This is a genomic window from Hydrogenophaga sp. L310, assembly GCF_055703065.1.
Genome location: NZ_JBVPZA010000013.1, coordinates 46,763 through 67,410 on the forward strand (window position 1 = coordinate 46,763; position 20,648 = coordinate 67,410).

The 20,648-nt window shown below is 67.1% G+C and carries 19 protein-coding genes; 9 read left to right on the forward strand and 10 right to left on the reverse strand.

The features are described from left to right. Nucleotides 1-162: 162 nt before the first annotated feature. The 4 genes from AC0GNO_RS19005 to AC0GNO_RS19020 are packed head-to-tail and all read left to right on the forward strand — an operon-like array spanning nucleotide 163 to nucleotide 5,074. Entirely contained in the window at nucleotides 163-1,566 is a 1,404-nt protein-coding gene (locus tag AC0GNO_RS19005) for an SAM-dependent methyltransferase (RefSeq protein WP_472886863.1), read from the forward strand. A gap of 9 nt (nucleotides 1,567-1,575) precedes the next feature. After that, nucleotides 1,576-2,916 carry a sensor histidine kinase gene (locus AC0GNO_RS19010; RefSeq protein WP_472905096.1) on the forward strand — a complete coding sequence of 447 codons (1,341 nt, stop codon included), beginning with the start codon at nucleotides 1,576-1,578 and terminating at the stop codon, nucleotides 2,914-2,916. Beyond that, entirely contained in the window at nucleotides 2,913-4,106 is a 1,194-nt protein-coding gene (locus AC0GNO_RS19015) for a hybrid sensor histidine kinase/response regulator (RefSeq protein ID WP_472905097.1), read from the forward strand. Before AC0GNO_RS19010 ends, AC0GNO_RS19015 begins: the two co-directional genes overlap by 4 nt. An 8-nt stretch (nucleotides 4,107-4,114) precedes the next feature. Next, on the forward strand, nucleotides 4,115-5,074 hold the full coding sequence (locus AC0GNO_RS19020) for a response regulator (RefSeq protein WP_472905098.1): 960 nt from the start codon (nucleotides 4,115-4,117) through the stop codon (nucleotides 5,072-5,074). Between the two features lie 52 nt (nucleotides 5,075-5,126). Here AC0GNO_RS19020 and AC0GNO_RS19025 read toward each other — a convergent pair whose 3' ends face one another. From AC0GNO_RS19025 to AC0GNO_RS19035, 3 genes are all read right to left on the reverse strand, one after another. After that, the gene (locus AC0GNO_RS19025; RefSeq protein WP_291187835.1) at nucleotides 5,127-5,555 is read right to left on the reverse strand and encodes an organic hydroperoxide resistance protein; all 429 of its coding nucleotides are present in this window, start codon (nucleotides 5,553-5,555) and stop codon (nucleotides 5,127-5,129) included. A gap of 50 nt (nucleotides 5,556-5,605) precedes the next feature. Next, complete coding sequence (locus AC0GNO_RS19030) at nucleotides 5,606-6,061, reverse strand: MarR family winged helix-turn-helix transcriptional regulator (protein ID WP_472905099.1); 456 nt, start codon at nucleotides 6,059-6,061, stop codon at nucleotides 5,606-5,608. 184 nt (nucleotides 6,062-6,245) lie between these two features. Next, the gene (locus AC0GNO_RS19035) at nucleotides 6,246-7,277 is read right to left on the reverse strand and encodes a serine/threonine protein kinase (protein ID WP_472886869.1); all 1,032 of its coding nucleotides are present in this window, start codon (nucleotides 7,275-7,277) and stop codon (nucleotides 6,246-6,248) included. A 40-nt stretch (nucleotides 7,278-7,317) separates the two neighbouring features. Between AC0GNO_RS19035 and AC0GNO_RS19040 the strand changes: the two genes are divergently transcribed. Then, a complete protein-coding gene (locus tag AC0GNO_RS19040) occupies nucleotides 7,318-8,211 on the forward strand; it encodes a class I SAM-dependent methyltransferase (protein ID WP_472886870.1) in 894 nt (297 codons plus the stop codon). A 35-nt stretch (nucleotides 8,212-8,246) separates the two neighbouring features. Here the strand turns inward: AC0GNO_RS19040 and AC0GNO_RS19045 are convergent, their stop codons facing one another. Next, entirely contained in the window at nucleotides 8,247-8,849 is a 603-nt protein-coding gene (locus AC0GNO_RS19045; RefSeq protein WP_472905100.1) for a DUF2059 domain-containing protein, read from the reverse strand. Nucleotides 8,850-9,057: 208 nt separating this feature from the next. On the opposite strand from AC0GNO_RS19045, the gene AC0GNO_RS19050 reads away from it, so the two are divergent. After that, nucleotides 9,058-10,248, forward strand: a complete 1,191-nt coding sequence (locus AC0GNO_RS19050) for a cation:proton antiporter (RefSeq protein ID WP_472886872.1) — start codon at nucleotides 9,058-9,060, stop codon at nucleotides 10,246-10,248. Nucleotides 10,249-10,251: 3 nt separating this feature from the next. Next, entirely contained in the window at nucleotides 10,252-11,379 is a 1,128-nt protein-coding gene (locus tag AC0GNO_RS19055) for a YbdK family carboxylate-amine ligase (RefSeq protein ID WP_305362572.1), read from the forward strand. Between the two features lie 45 nt (nucleotides 11,380-11,424). Here the strand turns inward: AC0GNO_RS19055 and AC0GNO_RS19060 are convergent, their stop codons facing one another. Both AC0GNO_RS19060 and AC0GNO_RS19065 read right to left on the reverse strand, forming a co-directional pair. Continuing rightward, nucleotides 11,425-12,261 (reverse strand): ABC transporter permease, encoded by an 837-nt coding sequence (locus AC0GNO_RS19060; protein ID WP_472905101.1) that lies wholly within the window; start codon nucleotides 12,259-12,261, stop codon nucleotides 11,425-11,427. Then, the gene (locus AC0GNO_RS19065) at nucleotides 12,258-13,199 is read right to left on the reverse strand and encodes an ATP-binding cassette domain-containing protein (RefSeq protein ID WP_472905102.1); all 942 of its coding nucleotides are present in this window, start codon (nucleotides 13,197-13,199) and stop codon (nucleotides 12,258-12,260) included. Before AC0GNO_RS19065 ends, AC0GNO_RS19060 begins: the two co-directional genes overlap by 4 nt. On the opposite strand from AC0GNO_RS19065, the gene asd reads away from it, so the two are divergent. Beyond that, the gene (asd, locus tag AC0GNO_RS19070; protein ID WP_472905103.1) at nucleotides 13,192-14,217 is read left to right on the forward strand and encodes an archaetidylserine decarboxylase; all 1,026 of its coding nucleotides are present in this window, start codon (nucleotides 13,192-13,194) and stop codon (nucleotides 14,215-14,217) included. The genes AC0GNO_RS19065 and asd overlap by 8 nt on opposite strands. Then, nucleotides 14,214-15,440, forward strand: coding sequence for a formate-dependent phosphoribosylglycinamide formyltransferase (gene purT / locus AC0GNO_RS19075; RefSeq protein WP_472905104.1), 1,227 nt, complete (start codon nucleotides 14,214-14,216; stop codon nucleotides 15,438-15,440). The genes asd and purT overlap by 4 nt, the downstream gene beginning before the upstream one ends. A 314-nt stretch (nucleotides 15,441-15,754) precedes the next feature. On the opposite strand, the gene AC0GNO_RS19080 is transcribed toward purT, so the two are convergent. Genes AC0GNO_RS19080 through AC0GNO_RS19095 form a run of 4 tightly spaced genes read right to left on the reverse strand, consistent with a single transcriptional unit; the run spans nucleotide 15,755 to nucleotide 20,526 of the window. After that, nucleotides 15,755-16,963 carry an ABC transporter permease gene (locus AC0GNO_RS19080; RefSeq protein ID WP_472886877.1) on the reverse strand — a complete coding sequence of 403 codons (1,209 nt, stop codon included), beginning with the start codon at nucleotides 16,961-16,963 and terminating at the stop codon, nucleotides 15,755-15,757. Next, nucleotides 16,953-17,741 (reverse strand): ABC transporter ATP-binding protein, encoded by a 789-nt coding sequence (locus AC0GNO_RS19085; protein WP_472905105.1) that lies wholly within the window; start codon nucleotides 17,739-17,741, stop codon nucleotides 16,953-16,955. Before AC0GNO_RS19085 ends, AC0GNO_RS19080 begins: the two co-directional genes overlap by 11 nt. Beyond that, nucleotides 17,738-19,039: an efflux RND transporter periplasmic adaptor subunit gene (locus AC0GNO_RS19090; protein WP_472886879.1), complete on the reverse strand. Its 1,302-nt coding sequence runs from the start codon at nucleotides 19,037-19,039 to the stop codon at nucleotides 17,738-17,740. Before AC0GNO_RS19090 ends, AC0GNO_RS19085 begins: the two co-directional genes overlap by 4 nt. Nucleotides 19,040-19,065: 26 nt before the next feature. Continuing rightward, on the reverse strand, nucleotides 19,066-20,526 hold the full coding sequence (locus AC0GNO_RS19095) for an efflux transporter outer membrane subunit (RefSeq protein WP_472905106.1): 1,461 nt from the start codon (nucleotides 20,524-20,526) through the stop codon (nucleotides 19,066-19,068). Between the last annotated feature and the right edge of the window lie 122 nt (nucleotides 20,527-20,648).

Below are 20,648 nucleotides of genomic sequence, written 5' to 3' on the forward strand. Positions count from 1 at the left end.
ACCCTGCAAAGGGCGCATGGGCTTTTTCTTTTCGGCTCCCGGCATTTGCGCATGGAGCCCTGCGACAACGGCCGCCACGCCAGATGACTACACTCGCGCACAGGGACTTCATTCCGGGGCGCCTCATCGATGGCCCCCCTCCTTGTTGATAACGGCCACACCGTGCAATTCCAGCGTCCATTCGATCCTGTCGTCACTTTCCGAAACAGCCAGGGCGAGGCCGCCCGCGGAACGCTGACCAGCCTGCAGCGCCGCTCGCTGGTGATGGAGGTGTACAACCCCTACTCCATCGTGCAGGTCAGCGAGGTGCTCAGCGACCTGAACATCCGCTCCGGGGACCGCAGCATCTACAAGGGCAAGGCGGTGGTGGTGAGCCTGCTCAACACGGGGCTGATGGCGGTGGTGTCGGTGGCCCTGATCGACGAATGGAACGATCTGGGGGGCATCGGTCACAGCGCACGCAGCGTTTCCGAGGCGGTGAGCCGGTTTGTCGAAGAGTGGGAGTCGCGTTCACGCATCAGCGAGGCCTACCAGGTGGTGGTCAACGATTTGCGCGCCTACTTTTCCGAGGTCACGCGCTGGCTGGACCAGGCCGATATCACGGCCGGATTGCCGCGGGACGTGCATGGTCGCGTGCGCGATGAGGTTTTCTACGAAATCGCCCGGCCACTCATGAGCACGGTGCGCGAATACCTCGTGCGATTCGAGCGGGAAGCCGCCAAAGTGCCTCCCGAGCTGGAGTCGGCTCACCGCGCTTTCGCCCAGTCCGCCATTCATCCGCTGGTGTTGCGTGCGCCCTTCGTCTACCGGACCTTTGCCAAGCCCCTGGGCTACGCGGGCGACTACCAGATGGTCAACCAGATTCTGGGCGACCCGCGCGAGGGACCCAGCACGTACTTCGAACTGGTGAACTTCGTGTTCCTCCAGTCCAGCGTGGCGCAGGCGCACCGCAACCGGGTGGACATCCTGCTGGAGCGGCTGCGGACCCTGGCTGCCCAGGCCCGCGAGCAGGGCCGACCGCTGCGCATCCTGAACGTGGGCTGCGGGCCGGCGGGCGAACTGCAGCGCCTGGCCGCCACCGACCAGCCACTGGACCACCTGGACGTGGTGCTGATGGACTTCAGCGACGAAACCCTGCTCTACACGAGCCAGCGGCTGATCGAGACGGCTCAGGCCGCCGGACGCGAACCGCTGAAGGTGACACTGCGCCACGAGTCGGTGCACCAGTTGCTCAAGCGCTCGTCTCGCGACCAGGGCATTGCGCTGGACGAGCAGTACGACTACATCTACTGCGCCGGTCTGTTCGATTACCTGGCCGACAAGGCCTGCGCCCGCCTGATCGCCTACTTTGACAACCACCTGCGACCTGGCGGGACCCTGCTGGTGACCAACGTGCATTCCAGCAATCCGGAGCGTTTCTGGATGGAGCACTTCATGGAGTGGTACCTGATCTACCGCGATGAAGCGGGGCTCACGAAACTGTTCCCGCCGACGCTGCCCGATGTCAAGACCTACACCGATGCGACGGGCGTCAACCTGTTCGCCGAGGCGGTCAAACCGCTGTGACGCCCAGGCATGACCGGTAACCTGAGCCCTGGCCAACTGCCTGCTTCCTACGAAGAGGCCACGCACCGGCATCTGGTTTATTACAGCCGGATCACCTGCGTGCTGGCCATGGTGCTTGTTGCCGGAGGGGTCGGGCTGGATGCGGCTTTCTACCCGGAGCACTCGCAAGACTTCGGGTTGGCGCGTCTCGTGGTGGTGGCGCTGATCGGGGCCGCGCTTTGGAGCTACAGCAGTTCGTGGGGCTTGCGCCACGTCAGAGGGCTCACCTATTTCTGGATTGCACTGCCCCAATTGATGATTGCCTGGATGATCTTCAGCACCGATGGAGAGGCCTCGATCTACTTTGTCGGTCTGACCCTCGCGGTATCGGGCATCAGCATCTTTCTGCCCTTGACCTTGCTTGAAGCGCTGGTTTTCAGCGTCTTCACCATGCTGGCCTACACCCTGGCCTGTGTGCTGCGCGTCGATGGCGTGCAGCACTGGCCGGTTCTCGCCGGTCAGCTGATGTTTGTTCTCTTCTTTTCACTCATTGCCATCACGGTGTCGGTCTATGGCGATCGGCAGCGGCGGCAGACCTACGCCTTGCAGACCGAGGTGCAGCGCCAGAAAGACGAACTGCTGGCGCAGAACAAAGCCCTCGTCGAGATCAAGGGCCAGCTGCTGCAGCGCGAAAAAATGGCCGCCATCGGCACCCTTTCGGCCGGCCTGCTGCACGAGCTGAACAACCCGGTCAACTACAGCCTGATGGCCATCAACATGGCGCAGACCCTGCCCGCCGCCAAAAGCGACGAGCTGCTCAAGGAAAGCCTGGTGGACGCCAAGGAGGGCATGACACGCATCCAGAACATCGTCACCGACCTGAAGACCTTCGCCTACCAGAATCCCGGCGACAACAGCCAGCGGCCCTTTCTGCTGGAGCAGGCTATCCGCTCGGCGCAGCGGCTGGCGGGCCACGAGCTCAAGGGGGTGGCGGTGTCGATCGAGATGCCACAGGACACCCATGTGCTGGGCGACGAACCGGCCATCATCGGCGTGCTGATCAACCTGTTCAGCAATGCGGCCCATGCATTGGCCAAGGCGCAGCGCGAACAGCCGCGTATCGACGTGCGGGTGCAGACGGAAGGCGGGCGCCTGCGCGTGACGGTGCGCGACAACGGCCAGGGCATCCTGCCCGAGAACATCGGGCGCGTGTTCGAGCCCTTCTTCACCACGCGCGACGTCGGGGCCGGACTGGGTCTGGGCCTGAGCGTGAGCTACGGCATCGTGCAGCGCCACGGCGGCTTGCTGGCGGTGGAGAGCGAGGCCGGCGCCTGGACCGCGTTCACTTTTGATCTGCCGAGGCCGTCATGAGCTCCCTCAACAACGCGTTGCCAACGGGCACCCAGAGCGCCCATGCCATCCTCATGGTGGACGACGAGCCGCAGGCCTGCAAGTGGTTCGCCCGCCTGTATGGCGACGAGTTCGTGGTGTGGACGGCGGGCGGCGTGGACGAGGCGCTGGCGCTGTTGCTGGAGCGCGGCGATCAGGTCGCGGTGCTGCTGACGGACTACAGCATGCCGGGGCGCGACGGGGTCGAGTTGCTGAGCGAGGTGCGCCGCTTGTACGGGCACATAGCCCGCCTCTTGGTGTCTGCCTGCGCCGACAAGGCCGTGGCACTGGCGGCGGTCAACCGGGGACATGTGGAGAAGATCCTGGAGAAGCCGCTGGATGAGGCCGTGACACGCCAGGCCCTGCGCGAGGCCCTGGCCGGCGCCCAGCGCCGCGCGCTCGACCAGGCGCTTGTCGACCAGCGCGCAGCGACCTTGCGTGAAACCCTGGGCTTTCTGGCCCATGAGGTCACCACGCCGCTGGCCACGGTGCGCGGTTATCTGGCGGCGATGCGCAAACGGCACCACGATGCGCCCGAGGGAGGCAGTGGCATGGCCCGCATCGAGCAGCACAAGCCGGGCGATGTGCTGTTCATGATCGAGGCCGCCCAGCGGCGTGCCGACTACGCACAGTCCCTGGTGTCCACCTTTGTACAGACCGCACGCGATGCCTACCGCAGCGACGCGCCGCTCAGCCTGCTGGCCAGCGATCTGGTGGCTGCCGTGCGGGACGAATACCCGTTTGATCCGGGCGAAGCGTCCTGGCTCTCGTGCGACCTGGCGGCCGATTTCAGGCTGCCGGGGCGGCGCGATCTGCTGTATCTGGTGCTGTGCACCCTGGTCAAGAACGCCTTGCTGGCATTGCGCTCGGCATTGCCTGATGATCCCCGGGTGTGCATCGCGCTGGGTGCCGCAGCACCCGCGCCCGGCTTGCCGGAACAGCCCGTCATCCGCGTGAGCGACAACGGACCCGGCATTGCGCCGGAGGTCCTGCAGCGACTGACCCACGAGCCCGTGACCACGCGCGCCGATGCCGGTGGATCGGGGATGGGACTGGTGTTTTGCCGGCGGGTGATGGGCTCGCTGGGGGGCACGGTGGACGTTCGATCGATGCCGGGGCAGGGCGCCGCGGTGACGCTGTATTTCCCGCCCGTGGAAGAAGCCAGGGCTTAGGAGCATTCATGAGACCCGAAAAAATCCTGTACGTAGACGACGAGGCCATTGCGTTGAAATATTTCGAGCGGCTGGTCGGTCCGCTGGCCCCGGTGCTCACCGCCCTGTCGGTGGAAGAAGGCCGGGCCGTGCTGCGCGAGCATGGCGACGAGATCGCCGTGCTGGTTTGCGACCAGCGCATGCCCGGCGAACGCGGTACCGAGCTGCTGCGGCATGCGCGCCAGTACCACCCCAACGTCGTGCGCATGATGACCACGGCCTACTCCGAGCTGGGCGAGGCCATCGATGCGATCAACACCGGCGAGATCTACCGTTACATCAGCAAACCCTGGGAGCTGGAGAGTTTGCGCGCCGATCTGAAGAACGCGCTGGAGCTGTCCGATCTGCGCGCCGAGCGCAACGAGCTGCTGAGCGACAAGCTGCTGGCGCAACAAGGCCAGTTGCTGGCTCATCGGATGGCCGCGTTGCTGATAGTGAGCGCGGCGGTGCAGCAGCAGGACCACGAAGCCGCGCTGTACCGCTTTGCCCAGGCCGCCATGGCCGGCGGCCCGGTGGCGCCTGCGGTGGACTGGAACCAGTGGGACCATGCCGACCTGCAACAGGCGGAGGCGCGGCGGGGCGCGAGCGTGGCCGGGCATGTGCGCGACTGGCTGAAAAACTTTGGCGTCCGCCACGATGACACACAAGTCCTGAACGCGCTGGCGCAGGCGGTGGGCGGTGAACGCCTGGGCGACGCGGTCCGGTTGCCCGGAGCCGATGCCTTCACTGCGCTGCTGAGTGCCCCGGTGGGAGAAACCGCGACGGGCGCACAGTGCGCCGGGCTCGCGTGGCTGCTCTGGGTGGGTGGGCGTGCGGAGGTGGAGACGGTGGCGGACGGCTGGCGCGTGACGCTGTCTGAAGCGCCCACCCTGCCGGCCGACTGGCTGGCCGATGCCATGGAGCGTCTGGGCGGCCGTTCGCCCGGCTGAGTTCACCGACCCCGGGGCTCCCAGGGCCGGTGCGACCGATCCGGCCGGTGGATCAGACCACCGTGAGCGTGACGTCGATGTTGCCGCGGGTGGCGTTGGAGTAGGGGCAGACCTGGTGCGCGGTGTTCACCAGATCTTCTGCCACGGCGCGGTCCAGGCCGGGCAGGCTCACCGCCAGGCGGGCCGCGATGCCGAAGCCGGCCGGGATCGGGCCGATGTCCACTTCGGCGTCGATCGACGCATCGGCCGGCACGGCGATCTTCTTCATGCTGGCCACGTGCTTGAGCGCGCCCATGAAGCAGGCCGAATAGCCGGCGGCGAACAGCTGCTCGGGGTTGGTCGCCGTGCCGGCGCCACCCATGGCCTTGGGCGGGGTGAGCTTGATGTCGAGCAGGCCGTCGTCGGTGCGCGAGGCGCCTTCACGGCCGCCGGTGGTGTGGGCACGGGCGGTGTAGATCACTTTGTCGAGGGAGGTGGCCATGGAGGTTCCTTGAGGGTGGTTGCTTCAGCGAAGCGGGGTAAAAAAGGGGATCAGGTGGTGAGCCGGTTGCGCAGTGCCTGCACCTGGTGGGTCAGCGCCAGCGCTTCGGCCACATCGCACTGCGAGGCCGCCAGCACGCAGCCCGGAATGCGCCGGGCACGGGCCTTGAGTGCGCGCCCGGCGGCGGTGAGGCGGATCAGCACGCGGCGCTCGTCGGCCGCATCGCGCAGCCGCGTCACCAGGCCCGCGGTTTCCATGCGCTTGAGCAGCGGCGTGAGCGTGCCGGAGTCGAGGGTGAGGCGTTCGCCGAGTTCGGACACGGCCACGCCGTCCTGCTCCCACAGCACCAGCAGGACCAGGTATTGCGGGTAGGTCAGGCCCAGCTCGTCGAGCAGGGGTTTGTAGAGCTTGGTCATGGCCAGCGAGGCCGAATACAGCGCGAAGCAGAGCTGGTTGTCCAGCAGAAGGGCCTGCTCGGACAGGGTGGGGGTGTTGCGTGTGACCATGGGCTTAACTGTAGCGATCAATTAAATTGTGTGCAATTTAATTGGCAAAAACATTGTTGGAAAAAGGGTCAAGCCGGAGCGAGATGGCCCCACCCAGGGCACCGCGGAACCGGCTTTGCCGGGCCCCCAGTGCCGCCCCCTTGAGGGGGTGACGCGCGAAGCGCGGCGCAGGGGTGGGCCTGCCTCAAGCCATCAGCGGCGGGTTCTGCATTTCCTCGATCTGTTCCACCAGCATGTCCACCTGGCCCTGCCAGTAGTCGCGGCTGCCGAACCAGGGGAAATTGATCGGAAAAGCCGGGTCTTCCCAGCGCCGGGCAATCCAGGCGCTGTAGTGGATCAGGCGCAGGGTGCGCAGGGGCTCGATGAGCGCGAGTTCACGCCGGTCGAAGGGTCGGAACTGCTCGTAGCCGTCGACCAGGGCGCCGAGCTGCTGGGTCTGCTGGCGCCGGTCGCCGCTCAGCAGCATCCAGAGGTCCTGCACGGCCGGGCCGGTGCGTGCGTCGTCCAGGTCCACGAAATGCGGGCCGGCGCCGGGCTGGCCCTCGGGCGTCCAGAGGATGTTGCCGGGGTGGCAGTCGCCGTGCAGGCGGATGCACCGGATGCCGTCTTCATCGGCCGGTTTGTTCGCGCGCAGCACCGGGTGGGCCTCGATCAGCGCCAGTGCTTCGCTCAGCGCGGTGGACCAGGCGGTCTGCACCTCGGGCGCAACCATGCGGTGTTCGATCAGCCAGTCGCGCGGCTCGTGGCCGAAGCCGGCCACGTCCAGCGCCGGGCGCTGAACAAAAGGCCGCGCCGCGCCCACGCTGTGGATGCGCGCGAGAAAGCGGCCGATCCACTCCAGCACCTCGAAGTCGTCCAGCTCGGGCCTGCGCCCGCCGCGGCGCGGGCTCACGGCAAACGCAAAGCCGCCGAAGTGGTGCAGCGTCTGGCCATTCACCGCCAGTGGCGGCACGGCCGGGATTTCTGCCGCCACCAGTTCGGCGGCGAAAGCATGTTCTTCGGCAATCTGCGCGTCGCTCCAGCGACCGGGCCGGTAGAACTTGGCGACCACCTGCCCATGGCCTTCGAAAGGCGATTCGAGGTGGATCTGGTAGACCCGGTTTTCAAAGCTGTTGAGCGCGGCCAGCCGGCCGTCGCCCCACAGGCCGATGGTGCCCAGCGCATCCTGCACCACGTCGGGGGTGAGAGCGGTGTAGGGGTGTGTGGCAGAGGTCATGAGCGATTGTCGCCGCAGGGGGCTGGCCTATCATCGGAGCATGTCGAAAGCCATCCACAAACAACGCGCACAGCCCACGCTGCAGGAGCAGTTGCCGGAGCTGCGCGAAGGCCAGTCCGTCGAGCTGCTGAAAGAGCTGCACATCCTCACGCGCGAGGGCAAGCTCAACCAGGACACGCGGCGCAAGCTCAAGCAGGTCTACCACCTGGTGCAGTTCATCGAGCCGCTGTTGGCCTCGGTGCTGAAGGAGCGCGGCGACGTGACCCTGGCCGACCACGGCGCGGGCAAGTCGTACCTGGGTTTCATCCTCTACGACCTGTTTTTCAAGGCCAAGCCGGTGGGCTGGGTGTATGGCGTGGAGTCGCGTGCGGAACTGGTGGAGAAATCAACCGCGCTGGCCGCCCGGCTGGGCTTTGAGCGCATGCGCTTCCTGGCCACCACGGTGCAGCAGGCGCTGACGGACCCGGGCCTGCCGCCGAGCTTCGACGTGGTGACCGCGCTGCACGCCTGTGACACCGCCACCGACGATGCGATTGCCTTCGGCCTGGCCAAGCAGGCGCGCCACATGGTGCTGGTGCCGTGTTGCCAGGCCGAGGTGGCGAGTGTGATGCGCAGCAGCAAGGCGCTGAACCTGTCGCGCACGCCGCTGGCCGAACTCTGGCGCCACCCGCTGCACACGCGCGAGTTCGGCAGCCAGATCACCAACGTGCTGCGCTGCCTGCAGCTCGAAGCCCACGGCTACAGCGTGACCGTGACCGAGCTGGTGGGCTGGGAGCACTCGATGAAGAACGAGCTGATCCTGGCGAGCAAGACAGGGCCCGGCCACCGCACCCAGCGCGAGCGGGCGGGCGAGCGGCTGCAGCAGGTGCTCGACGAACTGGGGCTTCAGGCGCTGCGTTCGCGCTTCGGCGTGGCGGAGCAAACCCCCGCCTGAACGGCTTTTTCCCGGGCGTTTGGCGTGTGAGGCGGTTATTTGCCGGCAGGCTTGGCCGCTGCAGGTTTGTTGCCGTTGGCCGTTGCGTTCAGGCCCAGGCGCGTGCCGATGGACTGCTCCAGGGTGCGCAACTTGGTCTCGATGTTGCCGCGCGTGTCGGCCACGAGCTTGACCTGCAGCGCCTGCTGCATTTCACCGCTGAGCTGCAGGTATTTGGCGTACTCAGGCGATTCGAGCAGGGTGACGATCTTGCGCAATTCGTCTTCGGAGAACTTCTGTTCGATCACGGTGCCGACGGTGCTCGGCGCGAGTTGAAGGGCCCGGCCACGCACCAGCGGCACGGCTTCATCGAGGTACTTTTTCGTGTCGGCCTCGATCTCTTTGGCGACCGCTTCCTGTTTGTCCGGCGCAATGCGCGCAGGCAGCGCAGCAGCGGCGCGGTCCAGCATCTGGGCCGCGGGCTGTTCGACCATGGCGCGGGACATGGCTTCAATGCCCGGCTGCTGCAACTTGAGCAGGCGGGTCACCAGCTCCTTTTTGGCCGGGGTGGAAGGTGCAGGTGCCTGAGCGAATGCAGCGGTCGTGGTGAGCAGCAGTGCGAGTGACAGGGCGGTGGTGTTCAGCGATTTTTGGATCATGCGGCATGTTACCCACAAAGCGGCAGCGCGCTGGAAGCGCTTGTAACCAGAATGTGGCATTTGTGAACCGGTGAAGCCCGGCCTCGAACCTCCGTTGCGCGCCAGGCCGCTCCGGAAAACCGTGGAATGCGCCGTATGAGGGTGACCCGGGTGTTCAAGCGTTTACGAGGGCTTTACCATCCGGGCTCCCTTTCTGGAGTGACTGCCCATGTTTTCCGATATCGATTTCCTGCTCCAGTCCATGGCCTGGCCGCTGGTGCTGCTGCTGGCCTGGTTCGCGGGTGAGCGCCTGCACGAGGCCGCCGGCGTGCCGCGCGTGAGCAGTTACGTGGCCGTGGGCCTGGTGGCCAGCCTGTTCGATCTGCCGGGTCTCACCAATGCCGTGCCGGGGTTGCCGTTTCTGGCCAACGTGGCCCTCTCGCTGATCCTGTTCGAGCTCGGTTATCGGATCAACCTGCGCTGGTTCCGCCACAACCCCTGGGTGCTGGCGCTGGGCCTGATGGAGTCGGTGGTCACCTTCCTGGCGGTCTACCTGGCCATGGCCTGGTTCAACCTGCCCACCGATACCCGGCTCATCATCGCCGCCCTGTCCATTTCAGCTTCGCCCGCGGGCATCGTGCGCGTGGCCAACGAGCTGCGCAGCGCGGGTCAGGTGACCGAGCGCGTGATGCACCTGTGCGCCATCAACTGCCTGGTGTCGGTGCTGTTGCTCAAGCTGGTGGTGGGCTACTGGCACCTGAGCACCTCGGGCGACCTGGTGATGGCGGCGTTCGGCAGCATCCACGTGCTGGGCACGTCGGTGGCGGTGGGAGCGCTGCTGGGCGTTGTCGGCCCCTGGCTGCTGCGATCGCAGCGCATCCAGGAGCGCGACGTGACGCTGGTTTTCGCGCTCGCGGTGGTGCTGCTCACCACCATGTCGTATGGCCTCAAGCTGTCGCCCTTGCTCGCCGCGCTCACCTTCGGCATCGTCGCGCGCGAGCGCCGCGTGCACCTGACCAACGCGCAGCGCGGCTTCGGCACCGCGGGCGATCTGCTCACAGTGTTTCTCTTCGTCTACATCGCCGCGCTGCTGGACTGGACCGATGTCTGGGGCGGCATGCTGCTGGGTCTGGTGCTCATCGTGGTGCGCACCGCCTCCAAGGTCGGCTGCAGCCTGGCGGCGGCCCGGCTGTCGGGCATCACCGAGCGCAAGGGGCTGCTCACCGGGCTGGCGCTCACGCCCATGTCGGCTTTTGCCATCCTGCTGCTGGAGCAAAGCCGGCTTTACGGCTTCGACCCGGCCCAGCAGGTGCTCGCGGTCATGGCCGGCATGATGCTGGTCCAGGAACTGCTGGGGCCGGTGGTCACACAACGCAGCCTGATGGCCGCACACGAAACCCACGTCACGAAAGAGGGCTGAACGATGCCACTGGAAACCTTCAAATCCTCGCAGTCGCTGACCATGGGCGTGGAGCTGGAGCTGCAGCTCGTCAACACCTACGACATGGACCTCTCCAGCAGTGCCAACGACCTGCTGGAACTGCTGCGGCGCAAGCCCTTCCCGGGTGTCGTCACGCCCGAGATGACGCAGAGCATGATCGAGATCGCGACCGATATCCAGACCGAGCACGGCCCGTTGCTGGCGCAGTTGCGAGAGATCCGTGACACGCTGGTGCACGCGGGCGACCGCCTCAACATCGAGATCGCCGGCGGCGGCACACACCCGTTTCAGCGCTGGTTCGAACAGCGCATTTTTTCCAAGCCGCGCTTCCAGCAGCTCTCGGGCCTGTACGGCTACCTGGCCAAGCAGTTCACGGTGTTTGGCCAGCACGTGCACATCGGCTGCGCGTCGCCCGACGAAGCGCTGTTCCTGCTGCATTCGCTCAACCGCTACGTGCCGCATTTCATCGCGCTGTCGGCCTCGTCGCCGTTCTTCCAGGGCGTGGACACGCTGTTCGATTCGGCCCGCCTGAACTCGGTGTTCGCTTTTCCCCTGAGTGGCCGCGCGCCGTTCACGCTGAGCTGGGACGAGTTCGCCAATGTGTACTTCACCAAGATGGAGAGCACCGGCGTGGTCAAGTCCATGAAGGATTTTTACTGGGACATCCGGCCCAAGCCCGAATACGGCACGATCGAGCTGCGGGTGTGCGACACGCCGCTCACGGTGGAACGCGCCGCCGGCCTGGCCTGCTACCTGCAGGCGCTGTGCCGCCACCTGCTGGAGCGCACCGAGGTGCCACCGGAAGAAGACGACTACCTCGTCTACACCTACAACCGCTTCCAGGCCTGCCGTTTCGGGCTCGACGGCATGATGGTCAATCCCAAGACACGCGAGCAGATCAGCATCCGCGAGGACATCCTGGCCACGCTGCGCCACCTGGGGCCGCACGCCGAGGCGCTGAACTCCCAGGCAGCGCTCGACGAGATCGAACGCACGGCGGCGCGCGATGGCAACCACGCCAGCTTCCTGCGCAAACGGTACGCCGAGAGCGGCAGCGTGCAGAGTGTGGTGAGGGCGAGTGTGGACGCCTTGCGGCGCGGTCCGGGCTGAGCATCATGGACCATGGCAGCGAAGGTTGCCGGGAAGCTCGCCGGGCTATCTTGAGAAGCGCTTTCTTGTGAGTGCCAGGGCCAGCCAGAAGGCGGCCACGGTGTAGACCAGCAGCACGGCGGCATGCAGCCAGACGTTTTCGGGCCACTGGTCCATGAACAGGGGGCGCACCAGCTCCACCGCGTTGGTCAGTGGCAGCCAGTCGGAAATGGCGCGCACCACCCCGGGCAGTTGTTCCCGCGGAAAGAACACCCCGGAGAGGAACATCATCGGTGTCAGGAACAGGGTGAAGTAGTAGGTGAAAAAGTCGTAGCCCTGGGCCAGGGCGTTGAACACCAGGGCGATGCACGAAAACGTGATGCCCACGCCCAGCAGCACCGGCCAGGCCAGCAACAGTTTTGGCGAATGGCTGATGCCCAGCGCGAGCATCACGGCCATGATGGCCGTGACCGAAAACAGCGCCTTGAAACCGGCCCACAACATCTCGGCCAGCACCACGTCGTCCAGGCTCACCGGCGCGTTCATGATGCCGTCCCAGGTCTTCTGCACGTGCATGCGGGAGAACGCCGAATACAGCGCTTCGAAGCTGGCCGCGTTCATGGCGCTCATGCAGATGCTGCCGCTGGCCAGGAACAGGATGTAGGGCACGGCCACGTTGCCTTGCGGCGTGGCGATGGTCACCTGGCCCACCAGCGCACCCATGCCGTAGCCAAAGGCCACAAGCCACATCAGCGGCTCGGCGATGTTGCCCACCAGACTCGGAATGGCGAGCTTCTTCCAGACCAGCAGGTTGCGCAGGAACACCGGCCACCAGCGGCTCGAAAGCCGGGGTATCGCCCAGTGTGAAGGGGTTGTGGCCACGGTTGTTGTGTTCATGTTCATCCGTCCTCGCGGATTTGCCGACCGGTGAGTTTCAGAAACAGGTCTTCCAGGTTGGCTGGTCTATGCAGGGTGCGCAGCTGGTGGTGTTGGCCCAGCGCGGCCAACAGCGGCAGGGCCTGCGCGGTGTAGAAAAACACCGTCTCACCGCTCACCTCCACGCGCGCGGCCAGTGCCCGCAAGGCGGCGTGCTCTTCGGCCTGCGCCAGCGCGAGCGCGCCGTTGCCGTACACCTCCACCACGTCGGGCTCCAGGTGCTGGGCGATCAGCTCGCGCGGGCGGCCCTCGGCGATCTTGCGGCCGTGGTCCAGCACCAGCAGGCGCGAGCACAGGCGCTCGGCCTCGTCCATGAAGTGCGTGGTGAGCAAAATGCTCTTGCCCTGCTGCAGCAGTTGCTGCAGGCGTTCCCACATCAGGTGGCGCGCCTGCGGGTCCAGCCCGGTGGTGGGTTCGTCGAGCATCAGCAACTGCGGGTCGTTCACCAGCGCGCGCGCCAGCGACAGGCGCCGCTTCATGCCGCCCGAGAGTTCACCCGGCTTGGCTTCGGCCTTGTGCGAGAGCGCGGCGAAGTCCAGCAACTGCGGGATGCGCAGGCGGATCTGCGCGGCGCCCATGCCGAAGTAGCGGCCGTACACCAGCAGGTTTTCGGCGCAGGAAAAGTCCGGGTCCAGCGTGTCGATCTGGCTCACCACACCCAGCTGCGCCTTGATGGCCAGCGCGTCGCGCGGCATGTCCAGGCCGAAGGCGGTGATGCGGCCGGCGTCGGGCGCGGTCAGGCCCAGGCACATGCGGATGGTGGTGGTCTTGCCCGCGCCGTTGGGGCCGATCACACCCAGGCACTCGCCCGGCGCGATGGTGAACGACAGGTCGTCCACCACGGTGTTGCCGCCGTAGCGCTTGGACAGGTGCTGGCATTCGAAGAGGTTGGCACTCATGGACATGAATTGTGCCCGGGCGACCGGCCCGTCGCGCGACGTGGGCGCCAGGGGTGCCGCCTACAATACCGGCACCGGACCGATCGGTCTTTTCACGCGACCTGCCGTGTCTTTATCCCCTGCTGTCGTTCTTCAATATCTGCTGCCCAAACAGGCACTGACCGTGTTCGCTGGCTGGTGCGCAGGGTCGCGCGCGACCTGGTGGACGCGCAGCGTGATCCCCTGGTTCATCCGGCGTTATGGCGTCAACATGGCCGAGGCGGCGGACCCGGACCCACGCGGTTACGCCACCTTCAACGAATTTTTCACCCGGGCGCTCAAGCCCGGCGCGCGGCCCCTCGCGCGCGCGGCCTTTGTCTGCCCGGTGGACGGTGCCATCAGCCAGTTCGGCGCCATCGAAAAAGACCAGATCTTCCAGGCCAAGGGCCACAGTTACAGCACGCAGGCCCTGGTGGGCGGGGACGCCGAACTGGCCGCGCAGTTCAACGACGGCGCCTTCGCCACCATCTACCTCAGCCCCAGGGATTACCACCGCATCCACATGCCCAGTGCCGCCCGCCTGCGTCGCATGATCCACGTGCCCGGTGACCTGTTTTCGGTCAACCCGACCACGGCGCGCGGGGTGCCCGGTCTGTTCGCGCGCAACGAACGCGTGGTCTGCGTGTTCGACGTGCCCCATGGCGACAGCGGCGAGATGCGCCCGTTCGTGCAGGTGCTGGTGGGCGCCACCATCGTCGGCAGCATGGCCACCGTGTGGCACGGCGTGGTGAACCCGCCGCGCCCGGGGCAGGTGCGCGAGTGGCGCTACGACGACAAGGCTTTTCTGCTCAACCGCGGTGAAGAAATGGGCTGTTTCCTGCTCGGCTCCACCGTGGTGCTGCTCTGGCCGAAAGACACCATTCACTTCAATCAGCAGTGGCTGGCGGGGCAGGGCGTGCGCATGGGCGAAGCCATGGGCCACGCCGTGGTGAGCGAACCCGACACCTGCCCGCAAGCCCTGATCACCTCCCAGGACACCCCATGACCACCCTCGGCACCCCCCTGTCTCCCTCCGCCACCAAAGTGATGCTGCTCGGCTCCGGCGAGCTGGGCAAAGAGGTGCTGATCGCCTTGCAGCGCCTGGGCGTTGAGACCATCGCGGTGGACCGCTACGACAACGCACCGGGCCAGCAGGTGGCCCACCACGCTCGCACCATCACCATGAGCGACCCGGCGCAGCTGAAGGCGCTGATCGAGGCCGAGCGCCCACACCTGGTGGTGCCCGAGATCGAGGCGATTGCCACGCCCATGCTGCAGGAACTCGAAGCGGCCGGCTTGGTGCGCGTGATCCCCACCGCGCGCGCCGCGCGCCTGACGATGGACCGCGAAGGCATCCGCCGCCTCGCGGCCGAAACGCTGGGCCTGCCGACCAGCCCCTACCAGTTCTGCGACTCGCTCGAAGAGCTGCAGGCCGCCATCGACGCGGGCATCGGTTACCCCTGCATCGTCAAACCGGTGATGAGCAGTTCGGGCAAGGGCCAGAGCAAGATCGATGGCCCGGCCGATGTGAAGACCGCGTGGGACTACGCGATGTCCGGCGGGCGTGTCGGCCCGGGCCGCATCATCGTCGAAGGCTTCATCGATTTCGACTACGAGATCACGCAACTCACCGTGCGCGCGCTCGGTGCCGATGGTCAGATTCAAACGCATTTCTGCGACCCGATCGGCCACGTGCAGGTGAGCGGTGACTACGTGGAAAGCTGGCAGCCGCACCCGATGACGGCCACCGCGCTGGCCGAGTCGCGCCGCATCGCCAAGGCGGTGACAGACGACCTCGGCGTGGGCCACGACGGCCAGCCTTCGGGTCTGGGCCTGTTTGGCGTGGAGCTGTTCGTGAAGGGGGACCAGGTCTGGTTCAGCGAAGTGAGCCCGCGCCCGCACGACACCGGCATGGTGACGATGATCACGCAGTGGCAGAACGAGTTTGAGCTGCACGCCCGGGCCATTCTCGGTCTGCCGGTGAGCACCGCGCTCAAGAGCCCGGGCGCCAGCGCCGTGATCTACGGCGGCGTGGAAGCCACCGGCATCGTGTTCGACGGGGTGGACGAAGCGATGCGCGTGCCGAACAGCGAGATCCGCCTGTTCGGCAAACCCGAGAGCTTTGTGAAGCGCCGCATGGGCGTGGCGCTGGTGCACGACGCGGATGTGGAGGTCGCGCGCACGCAGGCCAAGCTGGCGGCCAGCAAGGTCAAGCCACGGGTGGCTTGACCGGAACACCCCCCTGCGCCGCTGACGCGGCTTCCCCCCTCTCTGGCGCACCGCTGCGCGGCGCTTGGAGGGGAGACGCACCCTGCGGCCCGGCGAAGCCGGTTCCGCGGGTGCCCACAGCAGCAGTCACCTCACGCACGGCGCTTCTTCTGAATCTCACAGCTCCGGGGCACACGCGCATTGGCCTGAAGGGTTTTCACGACAGTGGCACCGTGGAACCGGCTTTGCCGGGCCACCAGTGCCGTCCCCCCCTCCAAGCGCTAAAGGCGCGCCAGAGAGGGGGGAAGACGCGTCAGCGGCGCAGGGGGGGCCCGCTACTCATGCCGCAGCGCATCGATCGGATTCAGCCGCGCCGCGCGCCGCGCCGGGAAGTAGCCGAACAGCACACCGATTGCTGCTGAAAACACGAAGCTCAGCAGGTTCACGCTCAGGTTGAACTGGTAGGGAACACTCATCAGCGCCGAGAGGCCGAGCGAGGCGCCGGTGGCCAGCACGATGCCGATGAGTCCGCCCAGCGCGGCCAGCACCACGGCCTCGATCAGGAACTGCAGCAGCACCTCGCGTTCCAGGGCGCCGATGGCCAGGCGCAGGCCGATCTCGCGCGTGCGCTCGGTCACGCTCACCAACATGATGTTCATGATGCCGATGCCGCCCACCAGCAGGCTCACCGCGGCCACCGCGCCGAGCAGCATGGTCATGATCTTGGTCGTGCCCGACAGCGTTTCGGCCAGTTGCTTGGTGTCGAGGATGTTGAAGTTGTCTTCGTCGGTCTCGGCCAGTTTGCGCCGTTCGCGCAGCAGCTGGGTGATCGACGACGTGATGCGGGCGGCGTCCGCACCCTCGCTCATGGACACCAGCAGGGTGTTCACCCGCGTGTGGCCGACGATGCGGCGCTGCAGGGTCTTGATCGGCATCAGCACCACATCGTCCTGGTCGTTGCCGAAGGCACCCTGGCCCTTGGAGACCAGGGTGCCGATGACCTCGCAACTCATCGCCTTGACGCGCAGCTGTGCACCCACCGCGCTGGTGTTGCCGAAGAGCTCGCGTTGCACCGTCTGACCGATCAGGCAGACCGCGCCGCCAGCGCGCAGTTCGTCGTTGCTGAACTCGCGGCCGCCGGCCAGCTTCCAGTTGCCGGTGGTGAGCCACTGATTGGTGCTGCCGATCACACTGCTGCTCCAGTTGCGGCCGTTGGCCACGAGCACGGATCCGGTGCGCGCTTCGGGCGCCACCGCGGCGATGCCGCCGATCTGAGCGGCAATGGCTTCGCCGTCGCTCTCCTTGAAGGCGGTCGCGCTGGCGCCGCTGCCACCGGGGCCCATGCGCTGTCCGGGGCGCACCTGCAGCAGGTTGGTGCCCAGGCCCGAAATCTGGTTCTGCACCGCGGCCGTGGCACCGTTGCCCACCGTGACCATGGTGATCACCGCGCTCACGCCGATGACGATGCCGAGGATGGTGAGGAAAGAGCGCAGCAGGTTGCGGCGGATCGAGCGCAGCGCCAGCAGCAAGGTGTTAAGCCACATGGGGTGTCCCTTTGCCGGCGATGCCCGTGACTTCCGCGTCGCTCACGGTCGCGTGCGCCGCACCCGCCTGCAGTGCGACCGGGTGGGTGTTGCGCTCGTCGCTCTCGACCACGCCGTCGACGAAACGCACGATGCGCTTGGCGTAAGCGGCCATGTCGTGCTCGTGTGTGACCATCAGCACGGTGATGCCCTGCTCGGCGTTCAGGTGCCAGAGCAGTTCCATGATTTCCTGGCTGCGGTGCGTGTCGAGGTTGCCGGTGGGCTCGTCGGCCAGCAGCACCCGCGGCTCGGTCACGATGGCGCGCGCAATCGCCACGCGCTGCTGCTGACCGCCCGAGAGCTCGCCGGGGGTGTGGTGCTCCCAGCCTTTGAGTCCCACCTGTTCGAGCGCGCGCGCCGCGGCGGCGTGGCGCGTGGCGGCGGGCTCGCCGCGGTAGATCAGCGGCAGCTCCACGTTTTCTTGCGCCGACGTGCGCGCCAGCAGGTTGAAGCCCTGGAACACGAAGCCCAGGTAGCGCCGCCGCAGGCGCGCGCGCTCATCGCGGCTGAGCGACTGCACCTGCACGCCCTGGAATTCGTAGGTACCGGTGGTGGGCACGTCCAGGCAGCCCAGTGTGTTCATCGCCGTGGACTTGCCCGATCCGCTGGGACCCATGATGGCGACGAACTCCCCCTGCTGGATGTCCAGGTCCACGCCCTTCAAGGCCTGGAAGGCGGTGTTGCCCTCGCCGTAGGTTTTGGTGATGCCGCGCAGGCGGATCAGGGGGGTCTCGCTCACGGCGCCGTCCCTGAGCGTTGTTCGGTGATCACGGCCATGCCTTCGGAGAGACCTTCGCCGCTGACCTCGGTGTTGCGACCGTCGCTGATGCCGGTCTTGACCTGCATGGCCACGGGCTGGCTTTCCTGCAGCACCCAGATCTGGCGCGCGCCGCCGCCGCGCGGGTCGGTGCCCGCTGTTTTGGGCCGGGTGTTGCGGGATGGGCGCGGCATCATTTTCGACAGGATGCTGGTGTTGGCCGCCGCAGCACCGTTGCTGCTGGTGGGCGAGAAGCGCAAGGCGGTGTTGGGGACCAGCAGCACGCCCCTGGCCTCCTTGGCGACGATGGTGGCGGCGGCCGTCATGCCCGGACGCAGGCTCAGGTCGCCGTTGTCCACGTTGAGTGTGGTGGTGTAGGTGACCACGTTGTCGGTCTTGGTGGAGCCAAAGGCCACGCGGTTGATGGTGGCCGGGTAACGGCGCGCCGGGAAGGCGCTCACGGTGAAGGTGGCCTTCTGGTCCACCTTGACGGCACCCACGTCGGCCTCGTCCACCGCGACATCGAGCTTGAGCTGCGCGAGGTCTTCGGCCACGGAGAACAGCGTCACCGCCTGCAGCGAGGCGGCCACGGCGTTGCCCGGGTCCACCGTGCGGCTGAGCACCACGCCGTTGATGGGCGAGCGGATCGAGGCCTTGGACAGGTTGGTTTCGGTGGTGGCAAGGCCGGCGCGCGATTCGGTGACCGAAGCGCGCGCAGCAGCCTCGCTGCCGACGGCGCGCTCCACGGCCGCCTTCGCGCTGTCCAGCTCCGTGGCCGAGGGCACCTTGCCGCCCGAGAGGCGCGCCACTTCTTCAAATCGCGCCAGCGTGGCACGCACTTCCTTGGTCGTGGCGACCGCCTGCGCCAGCTGCGCCTGGGCCGCGGCCAGACCGGCGCGCGACTGCGTCACCTGGTCCACCAGCTTGGCGGTGTCCAGCTCCACCAGCACCTGGCCGGCCTTGATGCGGTCGTTCACGTCCACCAGCACCCGCTTGACGGTGCCCGAGAGTTCGCTGCCGATGTTGACCGAGCGCGTGGGCTGCAGCGTGCCGTTGGCGGACACGGTGAGCGTGACGTCGCCCTTTTTCAGCGGCTCGGTCACGTAGACCGGCGCGGCCTTGCTCTGCTGCTGCGATTGCCAGTAGATGATGCCTCCGACCACGGCGACGAGCACGGCAGTGCTGATCCACAGCGCGCTGCGTTGCCACCAGTGCGGCGGGTGGTCGTTGCCCAGCAGGTTTTGCAGGTCGGCGGGGGGGGCGTCTTTTTTGGAGCTCATGGCGATTCGGTTTCGGTGTTCTGGGTTCAGCGGGGGGTGGCTTCAACCGGTGGCGCATCGGGCGTCCAGCCGCCGCCGAGGGCCTTGTACAGGCGCACATGGTCGGCGCTCAACGTGGCCTGGGTGCTGGCCACGCTGTCCTGGGTCGAGAGCAGGGTGCGCTGGGTGTCGAGCACGGTGCGGAAATCGACCAGGCCGCTTTCGTAGCGCTGGCGTGCCAGCAACTCGGCGTTGGCCGCAGCGGCGCTGGCCGCCTGCAGGCGCACCAGGCGCTCGCGGTCGCCCTGCAGCGCCACCAGCGCGTCTTCCACGTCCTTGACGGCGCTGATCACGCTGCCCTGGTAGGCCACGCGCGCCTGCTCCAGCGCGGCTTCCTGCGCGCGCACCTGGGCTCTGGCCGCGCCGCCGTCGAACAGCGGCGCCGACACGCTGGCCAGCAGCGAACTGGCGACCGACGCGCCGTTGGTCAGCGTTCCCAGCGTCAGCGCGGAGAGGCCCAGCGAGCCGCTGAGGCGAAAGCTCGGGTAGCGGGCTGCATCGGCCGCGGCCACGCGGGAGAGCGCGGCGCTGATGCGGTGTTCGGCGGTCCGCACGTCGGGGCGCTGGCGCAGCGTCTCGGCCGGAAAGGCCAGCGCCAGATCGCCCGCGCCCTGCGGGATCGGTGCGGCGGTGTTCAGTGCGCCCTGCAGCGCGGCGGGCAGCGTGCCGGGCGCCTGGCCGGTCAGCACCGCCACGCCGCTCAGGGCCTGGGCGATGCTGGTCTGCAGCGCCGGGATCTGGGCCGCGGTCTGCTCGCTGGACGCAATGGCCTGTTCCAGGTCGAGCGACGAGGCGAGACCCGCCTGGGTGCGCCAGCGCGTGATCTGCAGCGTTTCGCTCTGTGCGGCGAGGTTGCTGCGCGCGATCGCCAGCCGGGTCTGCAGGCCACGCAGTTCGATGTAGGTGGCGGCGACTTCGGCCGCCAGCGACACCTGCACATCGGCCAGGCTGGTTTCGGACGCGCGGGCATCGGCCTCGCTGGCGTTCAGGGTGCTGCGGTTGCCGCCAAAAATGTCCGGCTCCCAACTGGCGTCAAAGCCGGCCTGGAAGCGGTTGCTGGCGTCGTTGTCGCCCGACTTGCTGCGCTGCGCCGAGCCCGAAACCCCCACCGACGGGCCAAGGCCGGCCTGCTGCACGTCGCGCTGCGCGCGCGCCTGCAGCAGCGCGGCCTGCGCGCTTTTCACGCTGGTGTTGGCCTGCAGCGCCTGCTTGACCAGCGTGGTGAGGGTGGGGTCGTTGAAGCGCTGCCACCAGGCGGCCAGCCCCGTGGGCGAGGTGGCTGCGCTGACAGGAGCTGCGGACCAGGCCGTCGGCAGCGGGGTTGAAGGCAGCTCGCCGCCAGCCGGTGCCAGGCTGGCGCAGGCCGACAGCAGGGCGACGCTGGCCAGGCCGATCAGGGTGACAGGCCGGCGGACCGGTCGGGCTTGGGAGGGGGGGAGCAGGTTCATGGTGTTCGTTCAGCATACCGGGTACGCCGTTGCCCCATTGTGCGCAAGCGAACATGACCGACTGTGACCGGACGGTGAAGTTCAGGTAAAGCCGATTTGTACTTTGGTGGTATCTGGCCGTC